Annotated in this window: 20 protein-coding genes and 1 tRNA gene; 5 read left to right on the forward strand and 16 right to left on the reverse strand. The window is 67.0% G+C overall.

Translation table 11 applies throughout. The features are described from left to right. Positions 1-11: 11 nt before the first annotated feature. From ACH13J_RS03125 to ACH13J_RS03140, 4 genes are all read right to left on the reverse strand, one after another. Entirely contained in the window at positions 12-755 is a 744-nt protein-coding gene (locus tag ACH13J_RS03125; protein ID WP_397541855.1) for a DUF6969 family protein, read from the reverse strand. A 75-nt stretch (positions 756-830) separates the two neighbouring features. Then, complete coding sequence (locus tag ACH13J_RS03130) at positions 831-1583, reverse strand: beta-lactamase hydrolase domain-containing protein (protein WP_397541856.1); 753 nt, start codon at positions 1581-1583, stop codon at positions 831-833. A gap of 45 nt (positions 1584-1628) precedes the next feature. Next, on the reverse strand, positions 1629-2228 hold the full coding sequence (locus ACH13J_RS03135) for a DUF6691 family protein (protein WP_397541895.1): 600 nt from the start codon (positions 2226-2228) through the stop codon (positions 1629-1631). Continuing rightward, positions 2228-2743 carry a YeeE/YedE thiosulfate transporter family protein gene (locus ACH13J_RS03140; protein ID WP_397541857.1) on the reverse strand — a complete coding sequence of 172 codons (516 nt, stop codon included), beginning with the start codon at positions 2741-2743 and terminating at the stop codon, positions 2228-2230. Before ACH13J_RS03140 ends, ACH13J_RS03135 begins: the two co-directional genes overlap by 1 nt. A 144-nt stretch (positions 2744-2887) precedes the next feature. Here ACH13J_RS03140 and ACH13J_RS03145 point away from each other — a divergent pair, with 144 nt between their 5' ends. Together ACH13J_RS03145 and ACH13J_RS03150 are read left to right on the forward strand one after the other, a co-directional pair. Beyond that, positions 2888-3634 (forward strand): metallophosphoesterase, encoded by a 747-nt coding sequence (locus ACH13J_RS03145; protein WP_397541858.1) that lies wholly within the window; start codon positions 2888-2890, stop codon positions 3632-3634. A 100-nt stretch (positions 3635-3734) separates the two neighbouring features. After that, the gene (locus tag ACH13J_RS03150) at positions 3735-4910 is read left to right on the forward strand and encodes an acetyl-CoA C-acyltransferase family protein (protein ID WP_397541859.1); all 1176 of its coding nucleotides are present in this window, start codon (positions 3735-3737) and stop codon (positions 4908-4910) included. Between the two features lie 62 nt (positions 4911-4972). On the opposite strand, the gene ACH13J_RS03155 is transcribed toward ACH13J_RS03150, so the two are convergent. Continuing rightward, a tRNA-Pro gene (locus tag ACH13J_RS03155) sits at positions 4973-5049 on the reverse strand. 80 nt (positions 5050-5129) lie between these two features. Here ACH13J_RS03155 and ACH13J_RS03160 point away from each other — a divergent pair. Next, the gene (locus ACH13J_RS03160; RefSeq protein WP_397541860.1) at positions 5130-6038 is read left to right on the forward strand and encodes a CHAD domain-containing protein; all 909 of its coding nucleotides are present in this window, start codon (positions 5130-5132) and stop codon (positions 6036-6038) included. Positions 6039-6058: 20 nt separating this feature from the next. Here the strand turns inward: ACH13J_RS03160 and leuB are convergent, their stop codons facing one another. The 6 genes from leuB to ACH13J_RS03190 form a co-directional block, all read right to left on the reverse strand. Next, on the reverse strand, positions 6059-7165 hold the full coding sequence (gene leuB, locus ACH13J_RS03165; protein WP_397541861.1) for a 3-isopropylmalate dehydrogenase: 1107 nt from the start codon (positions 7163-7165) through the stop codon (positions 6059-6061). A 74-nt stretch (positions 7166-7239) separates the two neighbouring features. Continuing rightward, a complete protein-coding gene (locus ACH13J_RS03170; RefSeq protein WP_397541862.1) occupies positions 7240-8235 on the reverse strand; it encodes an endonuclease/exonuclease/phosphatase family protein in 996 nt (331 codons plus the stop codon). Between the two features lie 59 nt (positions 8236-8294). Then, positions 8295-9137, reverse strand: coding sequence for a hypothetical protein (locus ACH13J_RS03175; protein WP_397541863.1), 843 nt, complete (start codon positions 9135-9137; stop codon positions 8295-8297). A gap of 372 nt (positions 9138-9509) precedes the next feature. Continuing rightward, positions 9510-10115, reverse strand: coding sequence for a 3-isopropylmalate dehydratase small subunit (gene leuD, locus ACH13J_RS03180; RefSeq protein ID WP_397541864.1), 606 nt, complete (start codon positions 10113-10115; stop codon positions 9510-9512). 85 nt (positions 10116-10200) lie between these two features. Continuing rightward, entirely contained in the window at positions 10201-11604 is a 1404-nt protein-coding gene (leuC, locus tag ACH13J_RS03185; protein WP_397541865.1) for a 3-isopropylmalate dehydratase large subunit, read from the reverse strand. A 331-nt stretch (positions 11605-11935) separates the two neighbouring features. After that, positions 11936-12937, reverse strand: a complete 1002-nt coding sequence (locus ACH13J_RS03190) for a P1 family peptidase (RefSeq protein ID WP_397541866.1) — start codon at positions 12935-12937, stop codon at positions 11936-11938. A 149-nt stretch (positions 12938-13086) separates the two neighbouring features. Here ACH13J_RS03190 and ACH13J_RS03195 point away from each other — a divergent pair, with 149 nt between their 5' ends. Then, a complete protein-coding gene (locus tag ACH13J_RS03195; protein WP_397541867.1) occupies positions 13087-14295 on the forward strand; it encodes a M24 family metallopeptidase in 1209 nt (402 codons plus the stop codon). A 40-nt stretch (positions 14296-14335) separates the two neighbouring features. On the opposite strand, the gene ACH13J_RS03200 is transcribed toward ACH13J_RS03195, so the two are convergent. Next, positions 14336-14890, reverse strand: a complete 555-nt coding sequence (locus tag ACH13J_RS03200; RefSeq protein WP_397541868.1) for a hypothetical protein — start codon at positions 14888-14890, stop codon at positions 14336-14338. Positions 14891-15079: 189 nt separating this feature from the next. On the opposite strand from ACH13J_RS03200, the gene ACH13J_RS03205 reads away from it, so the two are divergent. Next, complete coding sequence (locus ACH13J_RS03205; protein ID WP_397541869.1) at positions 15080-15655, forward strand: DUF1523 family protein; 576 nt, start codon at positions 15080-15082, stop codon at positions 15653-15655. Between the two features lie 60 nt (positions 15656-15715). Here ACH13J_RS03205 and ACH13J_RS03210 read toward each other — a convergent pair whose 3' ends face one another. From ACH13J_RS03210 to ACH13J_RS03225, 4 genes are read right to left on the reverse strand one after another with little or no spacing between them, the layout of a single operon-like run. Further along, the gene (locus tag ACH13J_RS03210) at positions 15716-16588 is read right to left on the reverse strand and encodes a dimethyl sulfoxide reductase anchor subunit family protein (protein ID WP_397541870.1); all 873 of its coding nucleotides are present in this window, start codon (positions 16586-16588) and stop codon (positions 15716-15718) included. After that, entirely contained in the window at positions 16588-17334 is a 747-nt protein-coding gene (locus ACH13J_RS03215) for a 4Fe-4S dicluster domain-containing protein (protein ID WP_397541871.1), read from the reverse strand. The genes ACH13J_RS03210 and ACH13J_RS03215 overlap by 1 nt, the downstream gene beginning before the upstream one ends. 4 nt (positions 17335-17338) lie before the next feature. Continuing rightward, positions 17339-18007: a methyltransferase domain-containing protein gene (locus ACH13J_RS03220; RefSeq protein WP_397541872.1), complete on the reverse strand. Its 669-nt coding sequence runs from the start codon at positions 18005-18007 to the stop codon at positions 17339-17341. After that, the gene (locus ACH13J_RS03225; RefSeq protein WP_397541873.1) at positions 18004-20832 is read right to left on the reverse strand and encodes a molybdopterin oxidoreductase family protein; all 2829 of its coding nucleotides are present in this window, start codon (positions 20830-20832) and stop codon (positions 18004-18006) included. Before ACH13J_RS03225 ends, ACH13J_RS03220 begins: the two co-directional genes overlap by 4 nt. Positions 20833-20843 lie beyond the last annotated feature (11 nt).

Here is a 20843-nt window from a genome sequence, read left to right on the forward strand (position 1 = left end):
CGCGCGGCGCTTCAGCCGGGGGGCGCGATGTCCAGCGCGGCCTCCAGTTCGAGGATCTGCCGCGAGAGATCGATCTCGCAGTGCGACACCCGGTAGAGATCGCGATCCTCCAGCACGTCGCCGCCATGCTCTTGCCGCCACGCCGCGATAGCCGCGTCGCGTTCCGCGACCAAACGTTCAATCTGGGGCCGGAAGAGGCCCATCATGCCGGCCAGCCAGTCGCGGGTGTGGCGGTAGGGATTGTCCGCGTCGAGCGTGAATCCCCGGACCATCGCCGTGACCTCGCCACCGTCGCGCCAGTCCTCACCCGTCACCCACCTGTTGGTGGTGAACAGCGCGATGGGCTGGCTCTGCGCGTCCATGGAGATCCCGACAAGGTGGCAGGGACGTCGGCCGGTTTCATCCGCCGGGGCATGTGAACAGCCATGTCCGCCGCCCCCGGTCTCGGCCGACGGGGCCGTGGAGGGGTAGACGAAGACATGGAAATGACCGTGTTCGCCGGGCCCGCGGTGTGCCTCGGGGTGGGCGTGGTAATAGAACTGCACGCCGTTCTGCCGGTCGCGTATGTCGTGTTCGGGGTAATGCGCCCATGCCTCAATGCTGTCGTCGCCGGGCATCAGGGCGGAAACCACCGTTTGCCCCTTTGCGCCGAGCGCCTGCGCGGCCAGCAGCAGGCGTTCGGCCGCGGCGTGCATCGTCTCCAGCTCGTCCTGCGGGAGATCCGCAAGAGGCGGCATGCGGGGATCGCGTGTCATCGCGTCACTCCTGTCGCGAAAGGGGCGGCCCGCATGTGCGCGCCGCCCCTGGTTGGCACGGTCCGGCCGGACTTGTCAGTCCTGTTCCGGCAGGGGATCCATCCCGAGGATTTCACGCACCTTCCACTCGCGGCTGGGCTTGAGCCCGACGGTGCGCCCTTCCTGCACGGCGATCTTTTCGGGCACCCCGGCCCCGGCGCGGTAAAGCGCCCAAGCGGCGCCCACCCGGTTGGATGACTGGCAGTGCATCAGGATAGGGTAATTGGCCGGGTCGTTGATGATCTCGGTAATGCGGGCGACCTGGTCGGCCACGGGTGCGCGTTCCGAGACGGGCACGTTGAGATAGGTAAGCCCTGCCGCCTCGGCGCGTTCACGCTCCTTGGCGGTGCCTTCCTCGGCGGTATTGAGGCTCAGAACCGTGGCAAAGCCCACCGCCTTGGCGATCGCGTACCCGTTTTCCGAGACGGCGCCGCCCGTGCCGACATACGGCGCGGCCCGCAGGTAATTCGTGACCACGCCGGGCATCGTGTCGCCGTAGGCGGCCTGCGTGTAGCCGGCGGGAACGTCGAACGGGTTGTCCGAGGCTGTCTCTGCCGACGCCTTGTAGGCGGGTTTGTCCGTCTCGTCGCCGTCGTCGGCGGCCACGCCGCAGGGGTTGGCGACCGCACAGGGGTTGGCGATGGCGCAGGGATTGCTCTGGGCATGGGCGGCGGAGACCACCTGCGGCAGAAAGCCCGCGCTGCCTTGTGTGCCGGTGTCGCCCCCGGCCGCACCGGCGGCCATGGCGGCCGCGGGCAGCAGTGCGAGAAGAGATTTCCGTTTGCTCATGGCGTTTCCTTTCGCGTTGAACTCAGTCTCGAATTTCGTGCGTTTTCAGGCGGTGTCGTCGGTGCCGGCCGGTCCGATCGGTCCGCCGAAACGGCGTTCCAGCCGACTGCCGATTCGGAATCCCGCCACGGCCAGCGCGGCGAGCACCAGGAGGATCACCCAGGTCGGCACCCCGAAGAGTTGCGGCAGGGTCTGGCCCTTGGGGCCCTGCGCGGCGAGGTAGAACCCCTCGAGCGGCTCGTAGGCCCACGCGAACACGCCAACGCCCAGAACCATGCCCAGCATGAAGACCAGCGCGTCCAGCCGCCCGGAGGCAAGGCCGGCGACCGAAGTGCCGGGGCAGTAGCCACCGATGGCGAACCCCGCGCCGATCAGCAGGCCGCCCGCCGCGATCGCCCAGAAGAAGCTCGTGGGCACGTAGACCTTGTCAGGCCCGAAGACGCCGAAAACATCCAGCAGCCAAAGACCCGTCGCCGACACGATCACGGCGGTGAACATCACCTTGAAAACCGACCAATCCTGCAGCCGGAACTGCGCGGTCAGCTTGCGAGGGCTGGCGAACCCGGCCGCCTCGAGCATGTAGCCGAACAGCACACCGGCCAGCAGCCCGGCGGCGACGCCATTGTCGTAGAGCGGTTGTTCCATCACTCCCAAACCCTCCGCGTCAGCATGGAAAACAGAAAGCCCCCGATGAAGAAGGCGATGAGGAAAATGAACGCGGCGACAGCCAGCGTCGCACCCCCGGACAGCCCAAGGCCCGAGGTGCAGCCCCGCGCGAGCCGTGCGCCGAAGCCGGTCAGAACGCCGCCCCCGAGCGCCAGCGCCAGCCGAAGGCCCGCGCCGGTGCCCGGCCCGCGCTCGATCGAGGGGCGGAAGCGCCGCGCCGAGTAGCTCCCCAGCAGCGCGCCGACGAAGAGGCCGATCACTTCCCATGTGATCCAGCCCAAAAGCGGCGCCCCGGCCTGAAGGTAACGGCCGAGATAGGCATTTTCGGCCGTGGCCTCCGGCATCAGCCAGCCCCCGGCGGTCGCGGCTGCACGGGTGAAGAACCCGCTCGCGCCGAGCCCGTGCCCGGTGATCACGAAGGTCAGCAGAAGGGCGAGGCCGAGGCCCACCCCGGCCAGAAGCGGTGGCCAGTAAGGCCGGGAACGGTCCTGCATCCGGTATCTCCTTTTGTCACGATCGGTTGTAGGCCCGGCCGCGCTGGTGGCCGGTGCGTGTTGCGAGCATTATATTCAAGAAAAGGAATATTTTCAAGTGACGATGGCACCGCGTCACGGACCACCGGCACGTGCAGGGTTGTCGTGACGGGGCGGGATCATCACCTTGAACGCATGATGTTTCTCGTGATTCCGGATATTCATGGACAAAAGGCAGAGCTGGACCGCGTTCTGCGGCTGGCAGACGCGCAATGCGGCAGGGGCGCGCGAATCGTTTTCCTTGGTGATCTGGTCGACCGCGGCCCCGACAGCCGCGGCGTGATCCAGACGATCATCGACGGGATCGAGGCCGGGCGCGACTGGATCGTGCTGCGGGGCAATCACGACCAGATGTTTCTCGACTTCCTGCGCGCGGCCGAGCGTGGCGACACCGATCTGCGCGCCGGTGCGGGTTGGCTGGGCGGCAATCTCGGCGGGATCGAAACGCTGCGCTCCTACGGCATCGACATTCCCATCGACGCTGCCGGCTGGCGGGTGGTGGCCGACAGCGTTCCCGGCCGCCACAAGAAATTCCTCGCCGGCCTGCCCTTTTGCCACGAGACACAGGACCATTTCCTGGTGCATGCCGGCATCCGCCCCGGCGTGCCGCTATCGCACCAGGACAGAAGCGACATGATCTGGATCCGCGAACCCTTTCTTTCCGACACGCGCGACCACGGCAAGCTGATCGTGCACGGCCACACCCCCGTCGAGACACCGACGCATTTCGGTAACCGTGTCAATCTCGACGGCGGGGCCGGCTGGGGACGGCCACTGAACGTTGCCCGTTTCGACGGACCGGACATCAGCCTGCTGACCGAGGCCGGGCCACAACCGATCCGCCGGGCCTGAGGCATGGCCGCGGCCGGACCGTTGCGCGGGCCGCACGAGCTGTTCCATTTGTCCGCGCGCCCGTATACGCTTTCCCAAACGGATCCGGGAGGAAGGCACCATGACCGATATCGTCCTGCTCGATGGCGCCCGCACGGCCATCGGAACATTCGGCGGCAAATTGTCCGGCACGCCGCCCATCACGCTGGGCGCCCACGTGGCCCGGCACGCGATGGAGCGTTCGGGCGTGGAGCCCGGTCAGATCGGCCATGTTGCCTATGGCACCGTCATCAACACCGAGCCGAAGGACATGTACCTCAGCCGTGTTGCCGCCGTCGAGGCGGGCATCCCCGAAACAACGCCGGCGATGAACGTCAACCGCCTCTGTGGATCGGGGGCGCAAGCCATCACGTCCGTCATGCAGTCTCTCATGCTGGGCGATGCCGATTTTGGCCTCGCGGGCGGGGCGGAATCCATGAGCCGCGCGCCTTTTGCCATCACCGAGCAGCGCTGGGGCGCCAAGATGGGCGATGTCAGGACGCTCGACATGATGGTTGGCGCGCTCAGCTGCCCCTTCGGCACCGGCCATATGGGCAACACCGCCGAGAACGTGGCGGCCGAGCACGGCATCTCCCGCGAGGATCAGGACGCCTTTGCCGCCGAGAGCCAGCGGCGCGCGGCGCGGGCGATCGAGGCAGGCCATTTCGCCGCCCAGATTGCCCCGATCGAGGTGCGGGTCAAGCGCGAGATGATCCCCTTCGATACCGACGAGCATCCCAAGGAAACCACCGAGGAGGCGCTCGCCGGGCTGCGACCCGTCTTTCAGAAGGATGGGACGGTCACGGCAGGCAATGCCAGTGGCATCAATGACGGTGCCGCCGCGCTGGTCTTTGCCCGGGCCGAGGCAGCCGAGAATGCCGGGCTCAAGCCCAAGGCGCGCATGCTGGGATACGCCCATGCCGGCGTGCGCCCCGAGGTCATGGGCATCGGGCCCGTGCCGGCGGTGCAGTCGCTCATGGAAAAGACCGGCCTCGCGGTCACGGATTTCGACGTGATCGAATCGAACGAGGCCTTCGCGGCACAGGCGGTCGCGGTCAACCGTGGTCTCGGACTCGACCCGGCCAAGGTAAACCCCAATGGCGGGGCCATCGCCCTGGGGCATCCGGTGGGCGCCACCGGCGCGATCCTGACGGTCAAGGCCCTTTACGAGCTGGAACGAACGGGCGGGTCCAAGGCGCTGGTGACGATGTGCATAGGCGGCGGCCAGGGCATCGCGCTGGCGCTGGAACGGCTCTGACCCGGGCAGTGCAACGCCCAGGCGGGTCCGGTTTGAGTTGGTGACCGCGTTTTGCCGATTACTGGTCGGAGTGGCAGGATTCGAACCTACGACCCCCGCCTCCCGAAGACGGTGCTCTACCAGGCTGAGCTACACTCCGACCGTGCGCCGCGAGTTATACCCAACAAGGGGCTTTTGCAAGACTTGAAATCGGGGCGAAGTGCCGACAAACCTGCGGCGATGGCGGGATCTGAAACGGCATATCGCATCAACCCGGACCGGCCGTTTACCGCCGAGCTTCAGGCCACGGCGCGGGGTCAGATCGACGGCGCGCTCGAGTCACTTGCCGCGACCGGGGGCGACCCCGATTCCGCGATCCATGACCTGCGCAAGCGGACCAAGAAACTTCGCGCGCTCCTGCGGTTGGCGCGCGACGGCATGGCGGGTCGGTATGGGGCTGAGAACCGCGCGCTGCGCGACACGGCCCGGCTTTTTTCCCGCGTTCGCGATGCGCGGGTGCTGTCAGACACCTTGCAGTGGCTGGCCGACATGGACGGCGATGCCACCCTTGACCCGCTCGTGGACTGGGCGGCGCGACGGCACGGCGACATCATGGCGCAGGCCGATCTGCCAGAGGCGACGGCCGAGGCCGCCGCGCGGCTGAGGGCCCTGCGGCAGCGGCTGCCGGACTGGACGGTTACCGGCAGCGACCGTGCGGCAATCCGTTCGGGGGTGAAGCGGACCTACGGGCGCGCCCGCAAGGCGTGGCTGAAGGCCGAGACGCGACCGGACGACGCGGCGCGCTTGCATGAACTGCGCAAGCGCCTGAAATACCATCGTTATCACTGCGAGCTGCTTGCCGAAACCCGGCCGGAAACGATGAAGGCGCGGGTGGAGACACTGCACGAGCTGACCGGGGCCCTGGGCGACGATCACGATCTTTCCGTCTTGTTGGATACGCTCGGCCGCGAGGCACCACATGATCTGCCACGTTCGGCCCTGCGCAGGACCGAGCAACTGGCACGCGAGAGCAGTGCGGCCCTGCGAAACCGCGCTTTCGCTCTGGCGCCGCGGGTTCTTGTCGAGAAAAAGGGCGCACTGGCCGACCGGCTGGCCGGCACGTGGCCGGCCGTCGCCATCGGCGCGTAAACCCCGGCTTAGTCCGGGAATCAGAGCGTCGCGTCCAGCGCGCCAAGGATGGCGTCGCCCATGCCCGAGGTCGAAACGGGCGTCACGCCCTCCTCGCCCAAAAGGTCGGCGGTGCGATTGCCCTCGGCCAGCACTTTTTCCACGGCGCGCTCCAGCCGCGCGGCCTCCTCGCCCGCGTCGAAGGAATAACGCAGTGCCATTGCAAAGCTGAGGATGCAGGCGATCGGGTTCGCCTTGCCCTGGCCCGCGATGTCGGGCGCGCTGCCATGCACGGGCTCGTAAAGCGCCTTGGGCCGGCCATTGGCCATAGGCGCGCCCAGGGACGCCGAGGGCAGCATCCCGAGCGATCCTGTCAGCATCGCTGCCGCGTCCGACAGCAGGTCGCCGAAAAGGTTGTCGGTCACGATCACGTCGAACTGCTTGGGCCAGCGGCACAGCTGCATGGCGCCCGCGTCGGCATACATGTGCGACAGCTCGACGTCGGCGTAATCGGCGTCGTGCACCTTCTGCACCACCTCGCGCCAGAGAACGCCGGATTCCATCACGTTCGCCTTTTCCATCGAGCAGACCTTGTTGCCCCGCTTGCGGGCCAGCTCGAAGGCCGCGCGCGCCACGCGGTCGATCTCCGACTCGGTGTAACGCTGGGTGTTGATGCCCACGCGCTCGTTGCCTTCCGTGAAGATCCCGCGCGGTTCGCCGAAATAGACGCCGCTGGTCAGTTCGCGCACGATCATGATGTCGAGGCCCGACACCACCTCGCGTTTCAGCGAAGAGAAATCGGCCAGCGCGTCGAAGCACTGTGCCGGGCGCAGGTTGGCGAACAGGTCCATCTCCTTGCGCAGGCGCAGCAGGCCGCGTTCGGGTTTCTCGCTGAAATCGAGGGTGTCGTATTTCGGGCCGCCCACGGCGCCGAGCAGGACTGCGTCCACCTGCTGTGCCTTGTCCATCGTGACGTCGGCCAGCGGCGTGCCGTGGGCGTCATAGGCCGCCCCGCCAACCAGATCCTCGCTGACATTGAAGCTCAGCCCGCGCCTGTCGCCGAACCAGTCGATGACCCGGGCGACCTCCGCCATCACCTCGGGGCCGATCCCGTCACCGGGCAGGATGAGAAGCGAAGGGTTGGTCATGGGGCAGTCCTTTTCGACGGAAATATCGCCGTCATCGCCTAGCCCGAAGCCGGGGGAGGGTCAAGAAAGGCGGCTTACCAGTCGATGACAAGGTCCGCCCAGACCAGCCTGTGACGGCTGGCGGCCGCTGTCGTGGCCGCTGCCTGTCCTTCGTTTGGCCAGTGAACACCCGCCCCCGCGACGCGGAAATCGGACGAGGGCAGAACGTAGCTCACCCGGAGGTGCCCGGGCTCCGGCCCCGGCCAGGCCGCGGTGTCTAGCGCCGGGTCCCCTGCGTGGCCATGCGCCTCCGTCACCGGGCCAGGGCGGCGGGGCGCCGGATCGATCAGGCGCGGGTCCCCGAGCAGGCGGCGAATGGCGGTCTTGCGGCCGTCACCGTCAAGCGGGTCGAGATTGGCGTTACCGGCGAGAATGAACCGCCCCCGCGGGGGCGGGCCGAAGGCGCCGTCAAGATAGTGCTGCCAAAACAGGATCTCATCGTGGTTCCTCCGGCCGTTGCGGTCCTCGGGCCCGTCGAACACCGGCGGCGAGGCATGGAATGTCAGGAGGGTCACGGTCTCTCCGCGTATCCGCAGCGGGACGGCCCAATGGCCCACGCGCGAAAGCCGTTGCACCGCCATGATCCCGGGCGCCATGCCCTCAGGCGGGATCGCGCCGGGCAGGTCACGCCACAAAAGGCCGGCGAAGTCCCGCGCGCCGCTCTCGTCAACAGGGTGGCGTGACAGGATGGCCATGCCGCCCTCGCCCGCGAACCAGCCATATCCCTGCGCATCCTCCGGTTCGCCGGTACGGCCGTCGCCATCCAGATCCAGCCCGGTGGCCATGCCCGTATTGGGGCGCAGAGCAAAGACATGGCGGTAATCGGGGCCGGCCCGCGCGATCAAGTCGCGCAGCGCGTGCAGGGCCGCAAGACCATGGTCGTAATCCACCCCCTGCAGGACGAGGACATCCGGCGCCGCCGCCGTGACCACACGCGCCACCGCGGCGACCTGCGCGTCCTCACCACTCTTGATGTCGCGCAGCAACAGGCCCGGGCCCTTGCGCGACAGTTCGGTGTGAAACGTTGCCACGCGCAGCGTGTCCGCGGCCGGCGCACCGGTCAGCGAAAAACAAGCGATGCACGCGGCGATCAGGCCTTGCCAAGCGCCTCGTCGCCGGTGTCCGGGCCGTAGACGCGGCGGCGCTTGGCCGTGATCAGCGCGGCCACGCGGTAAAGCGCGATTCCGCGCATCAAGACATTCGCGGGCAGAAGGGCCCATGCCGTCATCATCCAAATCAGCGTATGCGCCTCTATCGCCGGGCCCGGGTTCGTGCCCGGCGAGAGCATCTTCACCATGACCGGAACGATGAATGGCAGGGAAAAGCCTAACAGGACGTTAACACCCGCCTCGCGCCGGAGCCGTTCCACGACGTCACCCCCGCTCGTCGGGTCGAAAAGTGGCAGGTTCACCCACACGTTGAAGGTGCCCCGGCGGACCGGCCAGTTGAAGCTCCGCACGAGGATGATGAAAAACACGATCATCGCCATCGACACCCCGTAGCACACGCCGGCGGTCAGGCGCATGTCGGCAACCTGTTGTGCCCCGGCATCCGCCGGCAGCATCAGCACGGCGAGCCGGACGGGCGAATATGGGAAGTCGAGCGCGCGGCCCACGCCTTCGCCCAACTGTGTCAGGAGCGCCGTGAGCGCCACGGGGTCCGTCTTGCCGCGCATGATCAGTGAGAGGCTGACAACGGTGAGCGCTATGGCGGCAAATCTCAGGCGGTTGAACGGCGGGGCGAACCGGAATTCCACGATGCTGGGATACCGGCCGAAATACTCCATGAATGTCAGAAGCGCCGCCAGCAAGGCGACGATCAGGACGATCTGAGCGGTATCGGGTGCGATGTCGGGCAGGAACAGGGCTGGCAGCGCGACGACCACGGCCACGAGATATGCGCGCAAGAGCGCAGACAAGATCCGCGATATCACTGCCCGGTTCCCTTCAAACTGGCCAGAGCCGGTACGACGCCGCCTCTTTGTTCCAACTTGAGCCCGCTTCTTACGGCGGCCTGCCTCATTCTTGTCCAAATTTTGCCCCTTTTTGCGCATCGGCTCAAGCTCCCAGCCAAGCGCATCACAGGTTTGGGGCGAATTGATGATTTAACTGGTGCGGGATTACATCAATTTTGAAACGAAAATTTGCCCATGTTGTGAGCTTGTCCATATCTGGACAAATTCTTGCGCGGTTGTGCGAAATGTGACCCGGCCGCGTGCGGGTCAGTTTGCGCCGCCATGGGCTTTCTGCCGCCGCCCGGTGGGGCGGGCGGCGGCAAATGCGTCAAGAACATGGCAGGAGTGCGGTCAGGCCCAGGGCCGCTCGGCTTTTGCCCGCGCCTCGAAGGCGGCGATGGCATCGGCCTTTTCCATGGTCAGGCCGATATCGTCGAGCCCTTCCAGAAGGCAGTGCTTCTTGAACGCGTCCACCTCGAAATGGAAGGTCTCGCCTTCCGAGGTGGTCACGGTCTGGGCCTCGAGGTCCACGGTCATCCGCGCGTTGGAGCCCTTCTCGGCATCCTTCATCAGCACGTCCACCTGCTCCTGTGGCAGGGCGACGGGCAGGATGCCGTTCTTGAAGCAGTTGTTGTAGAAGATGTCGGCGAAACTGGGCGCGATCACACACCGGATGCCGAAATCCTTGATCGCCCACGGCGCGTGCTCGCGGCTCGACCCACAGCCGAAATTGTCGCCGGCAATCAGGATCTCCGCCTCGCGGTATTGCGGCTTGTTGAGCACGAAATCGGGGTTCTCGCTGCCATCCTCGGCATAGCGCATCTCGTCGAAGAGACCCTTGCCCAGCCCGGTGCGCTTGATCGTCTTGAGGTACTGCTTGGGGATGATCATGTCGGTATCGACATTGACGATCGGCAACGGCGCCGCGATCCCGGTGAGTTTTTCGAATTTTTCCATAACGTTGTCCTATCTCCGGTCGCTCGTCAGCGCATCGCGGCCGTCATCGCAAGGAATCCCGCCAATGACGTGACGAGCGGCGCCCTCACATCAGTTCGCGCACGTCGGTCAGCCGGCCGGTCACCGCCGCCGCGGCGGCCATTTGCGGGCTCATCAGGTGGGTGCGCCCGCCGCGCCCCTGCCGGCCCTCGAAATTGCGGTTCGAGGTGGCCGCGCACCGCTCGCCGGGGCTAAGCTGGTCCGGGTTCATGGCAAGGCACATGGAACAACCCGCCAGCCGCCACTCGAAGCCTGCGTCCTGGAAAATCTCGGCCAGCCCCTCTTCCTCGGCCTGCGCCCGCACGAGGCCCGAGCCGGGCACGACCATGGCGCGCAGCCCTTCCTTGATCTTCTTGCCCTTCAGGATCTTGGCGGCGGCGCGCAGATCCTCGATCCGGCCATTGGTACAGGAGCCGATGAAGACGGTGTCGATCTCGATTTCCGACAGCGGCGTACCCGGTTCGAGCCCCATGTATTCCAGCGCGCGTTTCGCGGCCTCGGCCTTGCCGCCCTCGAAATCGTCAGGCGATGGCACGGCCGCGTCGATGGGCAGCACGTCCTCGGGGCTCGTGCCCCACGTCACCACCGGCGCGATATCCTCGCCGCGGATGGTCACCACCTTGTCCCAGTGCGCGTCCGGATCGGAATAGAGCGTCTGCCACCACGCCATCGCGGCCTCCCATTGCGCGCCCTTCGGCGTGTGGGGACGGCCCTTGATATACTCGAAGGTGGTCTCGTCAGGCGCGATCAGCCCGGCGCGCGCACCGCCTTCGATCGCCATGTTGCAGACCGTCATCCGCCCCTCCATCGAAAGCGAGCGGATCGCCTCGCCGCAATACTCGATGACGTAGCCGGTGCCGCCCGCCGTTCCGGTCTGCCCGATGATCGACAGCGTGATGTCCTTGGCGGTGACGCCGGGGCGCAGCTGGCCGGTGATCTCCACCTTCATGTTCTTCGACTTGGTCTGGATCAGCGTCTGGGTGGCCAGAACGTGCTCCACCTCGCTGGTGCCGATCCCGTGCGCCAGCGCGCCGAAGGCGCCGTGCGTCGCGGTGTGGCTGTCGCCGCAGACCACGGTCATCCCCGGCAGCGTCCAGCCCTGCTCGGGGCCGACGATGTGCACGATGCCCTGGCGGATGTCGTTGACGGGGTAGTAATTGACGCCGAACTCCTCGGCGTTGCGGTCCAGCGCCTCGACCTGGATGCGGCTTTCCGTGTTCTTGATGCCCTGCACGCGGTCGGGCGTGGTAGGCACGTTGTGGTCGGGCACGGCGATGGTTTTCTCCGGGGCGCGCACGGTGCGGCCTGCCATGCGCAGTCCCTCGAAGGCCTGCGGGCTGGTCACCTCGTGGACGAGGTGGCGGTCGATATAGAGCAGCGAGGTGCCGTCCTCGGCCTCGTGGACGAGGTGGGCATCCCAGATCTTGTCGTAGAGCGTCTTGGGGGACATGCGGAAAACTCCGGTGTGTCTGGCGGAAATGCGAAGAGCGACAGGACGTGCACGCTATAGACGCGCGAGCACCGTCCGCGTCGCGCCGAAGAACCGCCAAGGCAGGCGCGCGCGGTCGTCCATGTCGAAAATCCGGGTCATCCCGTCCAGATACAGCCTCTCCCGCCCGCTATCAAGGGGCGCGGGGGCAGTGGCGGTTCCCGCCTGGCGGTCGGACTCCCGTCATGCCCGGCAGGATCAAGACCCGTCCGCCCTTCATCTTGCCCCAAATACTCCCGGCCTGGCGAACGCGGCCCGTGCCCCGGCCGGAGTGGGGCGATGTCGGCACCTCTCATTCGAACCTGTCCCGCCAGCACGGCAGTAGATCGCCTTTCTCCGGTGTTGCCTCGTGAACGCCGCGTGCAATGGCCCGCGCCATGCAGACCGCCGCCGCGTGGCCCAGCTCCAGCGGTCCGGCCAGGGGATCGGCCAGCGGCATCTCCCCGGTCGCGGCGGCAAAGATCAGGTCGCCGTCGAGCGGCGTGTGCGCGGGCAAAAGCGCGCGGGCGATCCCGTCATGCGCGGCGGTGGCCATGCGCGTGCACTGGGCCTGGCTCAGGGCCGCGTCGGTTGCCACGATCCCGATGGTGGTGTTGCCGCCCGGCCCCGGCTTGGTCTCCGGCGGCCCGGGCGGCGGATGCGCCGGGGCCGGTCCGCGCCCGCCGAACTCACCCCCGATCTCGAAGGGGGCGGCGTGGAAATGCGCCCCCCCGCCCACGATGGCCGAGCCCAGGGCATTGACGGCCACCAGCGCCCCTACCACGTGGCCGGACGCCAGCCGGACGGAGGCCGAGCCAAGCCCGCCCTTGAGGTTGGCGGTGGTCGCCCCGGTGCCCGCGCCGGCGGTGCCGAGCGTGAAGCGCCGGTCCGCCGCGTCGAGCGCCGCCCGCCCGAGCCGCTTGTAGGGGGTTTCGGCAGGGTCCGTCTCGCCGCCGTTGAGCAGGTCGAACAGGATCGCCGCGGGCACGATCGGCACCCGTACCCCGCCCACCTCGAAGCCGCGCCCCGCGGCGCGCAACCCCTCGGCCACGCCGGAGGCGGCGTCGAGCCCGAACGCCGAGCCGCCCGACAGCACCAGCGCGTCCACCTCCTGCACCGTCTTGTCGGGGGCCAGCAGATCGGTCTCGCGCGTGCCGGGTGCCCCGCCCATCACATGCACCCCGGCGGTGAAGGGCTGCCCGCCCACCAGCACTGTCGTGCCCGTCTTGGCGCGCTGGTCGGCGGCATTACCCACGCGCAGCCCGGCCACGTCCGTCACGAGGTTCAGCGGCCCCGTTTGGTAGAGTTCCGTCAAATCGCGCCTCCCTTTGTCGCCGACAGTCTTGCCAGATCGTGCGGAATCGGCAACAAGGCCGTTGGCCCGGGCGATGGCGTCGCCCCCTTGGGGCCTATTCCCGAACAGTCCTGAACGCCGGGACCTGTCCTTTTGCAGGAGGGTCTGAAATGACTGAACGCCCAGAATTCTACCGTTTCCACAATGGCGAGAAGGCCGCCTTGCCCTTTGCCGCGGCCGAGTACGAGACGCGCCTCGCGGACCTGCGGGCGACGATGGAGGAGGTCGGGGTGAGTGCCTGTGTCTTCACCTCGATGCACAACGTCGCCTATTACTCGGGCTTTCTGTATTGTTCCTTCGGCCGGCCTTATGCCTGTGTCGTCACCCACGGCGCCTGCGTGACCATCTCGGCGGGTATCGATGCGGGCCAGCCATGGCGCCGGTCGGTTGGCGACAACATCACCTACACCGACTGGCAGCGCGACAATTTCTGGCGCGCGGTGCGGCATGTCACGGGCGAGGGCGCGGTGATCGGCTACGAGGGAGACCACCTGACGTTGCAGGCTCGCGACAAGCTGGAGGACTTCCTGCGCCCCGTCACCATGATGGACATCGCCCCGGCGGCGATGCGGCAAAGGATGATGAAGTCCGCAGCCGAGATCGCGCTGATCCGCAAATGCACGGCCATCGCCGATGTCGGCGGCCATGCAATCCGCGAGGCCGTCCGCGAGGGCGCGCGCGAGATCGACGTGGCGATGGCCGGGCGCGACGCGATGGAGACCGAGATCGCCCGCGTCTTTCCCGATGCCGAGTACCGCGACACCTGGGTCTGGTTACAGTCGGGGATCAACACCGACGGCGCCCACAACCCGGTCACCTCGCGGCGGTTGCAGCGTGGCGACATCCTCAGCCTCAACACCTTCCCGATGGTCTCGGGCTATTACGTGGCGCTGGAACGGACGATGTTCGTGGGCGAGGTCGATGACGCCGCGCTCAGGATCTGGCAGGCCAACGTGGCCGCCCACGAATACGGCATGTCCCTGCTCAAGCCCGGCGTGAGCTGCGCCGAGGTCACCCATGCCATCAACGCCTTTCTCGAGGAGCGCGACCTGCTGCAATACCGCACTTTCGGCTACGGCCATTCCTTTGGCATCCTCAGCCACTATTACGGGCGTGAGGCGGGGCTGGAGCTGCGCGAGGACATCGACACGGTGCTGCAGCCCGGCATGGTGATCTCGATGGAGCCGATGCTGACAATTCCCGCAGGCCAGCCGGACGCCGGCGGCTACCGCGAACATGACGTGCTGATCATCACCGGGGACGGCCACGAAAACATTACCGGATACCCCTACGGCCCCGGCTTCAACGTGGTGGGGTGACCGGGCCCGCGCCCGCCGCGTGGTGCGGGGGGCGCGGCATTCAGATGCCGAAGCGGCGCAGGCCGCGGTAATCGATGGTCTCCAGCAGGGCCAGCATGTCCTCGACCTTGCCGCCCGTCGCCTTGACCAGAATACGCTTGTCCACGAGCCCGTTGATCTCGCCATCGTTGACCATGAACTTCTGCCGGCCGACGCGCTCGATCGTGGCGCCCATCATCGCGGCGTTCGCGATCATGCCGGATACGGCGCCGACCATCGGGTTGTCGGCCATGATCGACACCGTGATGCTCTGTCCGTCGCCTTCATACGTCGCTTCGGCCCCGGTGCCGCCGCCCATCATCGCCAGCCCGGCGTTCATCTTGGTATTCACCTCGCGGCTCCATCCCTCGGGCGCTGCGGGCAGGAACTCCACGAGGGCGTCCGTCCTCAGCGCAAGCAGCTGCTGCTTGGCATAGTCCAGCTCCTCGATGGCGTACTGTGTGTCGCCCTCCTCGTAGGCGGTGATCGCGCTCTCCAGCGCGTCCGTGATCTCGTCGGCCATCAGCGGTTGCGCCCCGAGGGCGGCAAGGCATGCCATGGCGATCGTTCGTTTCATGTCGGAGGTCCTTTTCCCGGGTGGACGTGGCCGCGTATCGGGCCGAATTGCGCAGACGGCATCCTATCGGCACATCTGCCATTTTCAAGAAACCTGCGCGCTTGACCCTTTCGGCCCTGTTCGCCACCAACGGGGAATGCTTATATGTGCCCGCACGAAAGGGCCGGACAAGCAAGGCGGAGAGTCGCGATGGTCTATGTGAAATGGGGTTTCATCCTCCTGTTCTGGCTGCTGGTCGCGGCCTTTCTCCACTACACGCTGCCGCAAAAGGACATCGTGCGGATTACCGACACCTACCAGAAACGGGTCGATTTCGGGGAGAACTCGATCTTCTGGGCCTCGCCGCATTCCGGCATGGCCGAGGGCACCGCCAACCGCGACGTCTTTTTCATCCAGACGGTGATGCCCGACGACGAGGTGATGGTCTATCGCAACGAGGACACGGGCTGGGGCTGGCCGCCCTATTTCAAGTTCGACACCTCCAACCTCCAGGCCGAGGCGGCGAACCTCCGGTCGACGGCGGCCGAGCCGGACTGGGTCGCGATCCGGCATTATGGCTGGCGCAACGAGTTCCTCTCGATCTTTCCCAACGCGGTGAGCGTTTGGCCGGTCTCGGGACCAGACGTGCGGATGATCCCGTGGTTCAACATCATCGTGCTCACGGTGCTGTTCGCGGTTTTCTGGGCGATCCGCGTGCGCTGGAAACGCTTTCGCGAGAAACGGCTCGACCCGTTCTACGACGACCTCACCGACGGGTGGGGGTGAACCGGGCCGTCGGGCGTTTCCGCGCGAAGAGGGCCGTCAGGCCCGATGAGCGCCCCCGGCTCACCGCTTTCCGTAATAGAGCGCCAGCACATGTTCGGCCTCGGCGAAGAACAGCCAGCGCGACGCCGCCACCCCGGCCAGATGGCTGAGAACCGCCACCGCCGCGAGCGCGTGCGCGAACGGTACCAGCAGCAGGCCCGCCGGCACCGCGTAGCCCAGAACCAGCGCGATCGTCCGCAGCTTGGCCGCGTGCTTGCGCCCGACCTCGAAGGCGAACTCCCGCAGGAGGTAGTTCGTGCCCGTGTGCGGCGGCTCGAAGGAGCGCACCTTGCCCCGGTCGCCCAGCCCCGTCGCCGTGGCGAGGGTGGTGCCGCTGCGCGCCAGCGCGCCGTCGCCGCGCAGCCACCACGCCACCTGCACGAGCCCCGCCAGCGGCAGCAGCACCAGCGCCGCTGTCACCTGCCCGGCCAGCAGGGCGCCCCCCGCCAGCGAAAGCGACAGGAACAGCGCCGGGGTCAGCCAGGTCTTCCAGCGCGGCACGGTGTCCAGCTGGGCATAGATCATGGCCGTGCAGTAGACCGTGCCCACGGACAGCGCCGCGCCGATCGCGCCAAGCGCGCGCCATGCCTCGCCCCAGAAAACCAGCCCTGCGCCGTAGACGGCCATCACGACCAGCGCGGCGACCGACACCACGCCTTCGCGGCTCAGCCACGAGCTGCGCCACTGGCTGAATGCCTTGATCGCGCGTTCGGGACGGCCGAGGTGGAAGGTCGAGGCCAGCAGCCCGCCCACGGCCAGCGCGTAGGCGATGGTGAAGAAGGCGAAGGCGACCCAGCCGGTCACGGCCGGGTATCCAGCCCCCAGCCATGCCAGCAGGCCGAACCCCAGCCCCGACAGCGTGGTGAAGATGATGACCGAGGGTGCCGGATGCATCAGAGCTTCTCCAGCGCCTTGTCGAGCCAGCCGATGAAGCCCTTGGCTTCCTGCGCGACCGGTTCGAGGTAGGGGGCCAGAACGTCGACCTGCTCCATCTCGTCGCGGGGCCGGGGTGGCAGGTACTTGTTGACGGGCTTGGTGCCCTGTTCCGGCATCAGGTCCATGCCGCCGCGCTCCTCCACCAGCTTCGACACCGCGCTTTCGGGGTCGCCCAGATCGCCGAAATGCCGCGCGCCGGCGGGGCAGGTGCGCACGCAGGCGGGCACGCGGTCCTCCTCTGGCAGGTGGGTGTTGTAGATCCGGTCCACGCACAGCGTACACTTCTTCATCACGCCTTCGGCAGCGTCCATCTCGCGCGCGCCGTAGGGGCAGGCCCACGCGCACAGCCCGCAGCCGATGCAGTCGCTTTCATTGACCAGAACGATCCCGTCCTCGGCGCGCTTGTAGCTCGCCCCGGTGGGGCAGACGGTGACACAGGGCGCGTCCTCGCAGTGCAGGCAGGACTTGGGGAAATGCACCAGCTGCGCGGGCCCGTCCTCGGGCTGGACCTCGTAGCTGTGCACGCGGTTGAGGAACGTCCCCGTCGGATCGGTGCCGTAAGGGTCCTGGTCGCTCAGCGGCGCGCCGTAGTTCTCGGTATTCCAGCCCTTGCAGGAAATCACGCAGGCATGGCAGCCGACGCAGGTATCGAGGTCGATCACCAGCCCCAGCTTCTTCTCGGTCCGGTCCGGAAGCGTCGTCATTCGCTCACCTCCTCTCTTCGCGTTCCGCGCGCTCGCCGCGCTTGTAGACCACATAGGACTTCGGCAGGCCGAACTTGCGCTCGGTCCAGATCGTGCCGTCGGGAAAGAGCCTCTGCAGCTGCGACCGCAACAGCACGGTCGTCGTCTCGACCATCTCCGTCCACGCCGGCAGCTTGGCGCGCCAGCGCCGGATGAAAACGCGCTTGAGCGGCGCGGGATAGAACCACCAGAACGGCATGTGGTTGTGCGCCTCGACCGGGAACCAGATCGAGGGCGTCTGCACCCAGTAGGCCGGGGCGAGACGCCGCACCTCGCGCGCCATCTCGGCCTGCTTGGTCGCGTCGCCCACATGCTCGATCACGCTGTTGGAAAACGCGATATCGAAACTCATGTCTCCGGCGAAATCCACGTTGCAGGCATCCCCAACCCTGAGGTGTAGCGCATGATGCGATGGCGGCGCGGTTTCCGGGTTGAAACCGGGCAGGTTCACGATCGTGATGTCCAGCGCGAGCGGGCAGTCGTCCCAGAACCCCGGCGCCCCGCCGAGGTCGATGATGCGCTCCCCGCCCGTTATCCCCATCCGGTCGATGAACTGCCGCATACGTCGCTTGCGCGCGGCGCTTGAAAACGGGCGCTTAAGCCGCATCAGCGCGTGGAATATTGCGTACCTCATTTCCCGATCTTCCAGCGCAGCTCTTCCGGCCCCGGCGCCACCGGCGAGCCGATCGGGCCGAAGTCGGGCCGGCTCTCGCTCTCGGGCGGTACCCGCTCCAGCCGCACGCGCAGGTCGAACCACGCGGCCTGTCCCGTCACCGGGTCCGAGTTCGACCAGCGCAGCCCGTCACCACGGGGCGGCAGCAACTCGTGGATGATGTGGTTGAGCAGGAAGCCCTTGGTCGCCTCGGGTGCGTCCTTGTCCAGCGCCCACGCGCCCTTGCGCTTGCCGATGGCGTTCCACGTCCAGACGGTGTTCTCGTTGAGCGCCGCCATGTGCGCCACCGGCACCACGATCTCGCCATGCGGAGAGGTTACGCGCGCCCAGTCCCCCTCGGCAAAGCCGTGATCCTCCCACACCTTGGTGGGCAGGTAGAGCGGGTTCACCCCGTGGACCTGACGCAGCCACGCGTTCTGCGACCCCCAGCTGTGATACATCGCCATGGGCCGCTGCGTCAGCGCGTGCAGCGGGTAGTCCCGTGTATCCATGTGGCCGTCCTCCAGCGGCGGATACCAGATGGGCAGCGGGTCCATCGCCGCCTTGAGCTGGGCGCGCAGGTGGTCGGGCGGCTGGCGCGTGCCGTGCCCCTCGGCGGCCAGCTGGAACTTTCGCATGGGTTCGACGTAGAGGTCGAAAACATAGGGCTGCGGCGTGTCGTACAGCCCAAGATCCACCGCCCATTTCTGATATGCCATGTTCCACGGCTTCATGTAGGCGGCATCGTCGGGGATGTGCTTGAGGAAGAACCCGCCATTGGCGATGTAGCTGTTGAGCTGTGCGGGGTTGGGGGCCCCGCGCCCGTGGGTCAGCCCGCCCTTGCCGCTGCGCCATCCGGCGAGCGGCCCGATACCCGGCTTGCGCTCGTGGTTGGTGATGTAGTCGGCGTAATCGGCGTATTTCGCGTTTCCGTCCTCGCCGGTGAAGCCGGGCAGGCCCAGCTTGTTCGCCAGCTGGATCAGCACCGTCTGGAAGCCGCGCACGTCGCGGTCGGGTTCCACCACGGGCCAGCGGATCGCATCGGCGGCGGCGTCGGGCTCGCAGATCGGCCGGTCCAGCAGGCTGATGCAGTCATGGCGCTCCAGGTAGGTCGTGTCGGGCAGGACGAGGTCGGCATAGGCGACCATCTCGGAGCTGTAGGCATCGGAATAGATGATCCGCGGGATGACGTACTCGCCGTCCTCGTCGGTGTCGGTCAGCATATCCATGACACGCGACGTGTTCATCGACGAGTTCCACGCCATGTTCGCCATGTACAGAAACAGCGTGTCGATCGGATAGGGATCGCCCGCATGGGCGTTGGAGATGACCATGTGCATCAGCCCGTGCGCGCTCAGCGGGTTTTCCCACGAGAACGCCTTGTCGATGCGCGCCGGGTTGCCGTCATCGGCCAGCGCAAGGTCCTCCGGCCCGCGCGGAAAGCCGAGGTGCGGCCCGTCCAGCGGACAGTCGGGCTGCGACTTGCAATGCGGCGTGGGGTGGGCGCTGACCGGCTTGGGGTAGGGCGGCTTGAACCGAAAGCCCCCCGGCACCTCGACAGAGCCCAGCAGGATCTGCAGCATGTGCAGCGCCCGGCAGGTCTGGAACCCGTTGGAATGGGCGCTGATGCCGCGCATGGCGTGAAAGCTCACCGGGCGGCCCTTCATCACCGCGTGTTTTTCGCCGCGGAAATCTGTCCATTCCCGCTCCAGCACGATCTCTTCCTCGAAGGCCACGCGCGCCAGCTCCGCCGCGATGGCGCGGATCTTCTCGGCCTTGACGCCGCACCGCTCGGCCACGGTTTCCGGGGCATAGTCACGGCCCATGTAGCGCGACGCGATCAGGTGCATCACGGGCTTGTGGGTTATCTTGCCCTGCCGGTAGGTCGCGGACAGGTCCGGGCGCACACCCGGTGCGTCGAACGGTGCCAGCTCGCCCGTGGCGCGGTCGATCACCTGCGGCTTGCCGTCGGCGTCCCGCAGGAACAGCCCGAACTCGGGCGACTTGGAGTCGCGGTTCACCACGTGCGCCGCGTTGGTGTAACGGGCAAGGTAATCGAGGTCGATCTTGCCTGCCTTCAACAGGCAGTGCACGATCGACAGGATGAACAGCCCGTCGGTGCCCGGCGTGATCCCCACCCATTCATCGGCCACGGCGTTGTAGCCCGAGCGGATCGGGTTCACCCCGATCACCTTCGCGCCGCGCTCCTTCAGCCGCCCGAGCCCCATCTTGATGGGGTTGCTGTCATGGTCCTCGGCCACGCCGAAGATCATGAACAGCTTGGTGCGTTCCCAGTCGGGCTGTCCGAATTCCCAGAACGCCCCGCCCATGGTGTAAATTCCGGCGGCGGCCATGTTGACCGAGCAGAACCCGCCATGCGCGGCATAGTTGGGCGTTCCGAAATTCTGCGCCCAATAGCTGGTGAAGGACTGGCTCTGATCACGGCCGGTGAAGAAGGCCAGCTTCGCGGGGTCCTCCTTGCGGATGCGCCCCAGCCAGCCGCTTGCGATTTCCAGCGCCTCGTCCCAGCTGATTTCCTCGAATTCGCCCGATCCGCGGGGCCCCACGCGCTTGAGCGGCGCGCGCAGGCGCGAGGGCGCGTTGACCTGCATGATGCCTGCCGACCCCTTGGCGCAGAGCACGCCCTTGTTGACCGGATGGTCGCGGTTGCCCTCGATATAGGCGACACGCCCATCCTTGATGTGCACGTCGATCCCGCAACGGCAGGCGCACATGTAGCAGGTGGTCTTGCGTACCTCGTCCGATACCTTCGGCGAGGTGTCGATCCGCGGTTCCTCGAAACTCATCAGCGCGTTAT

The sequence above is a fragment of the Roseovarius salis genome, assembly GCF_044472985.1.
Lineage (GTDB): Bacteria > Pseudomonadota > Alphaproteobacteria > Rhodobacterales > Rhodobacteraceae > Roseovarius > Roseovarius salis.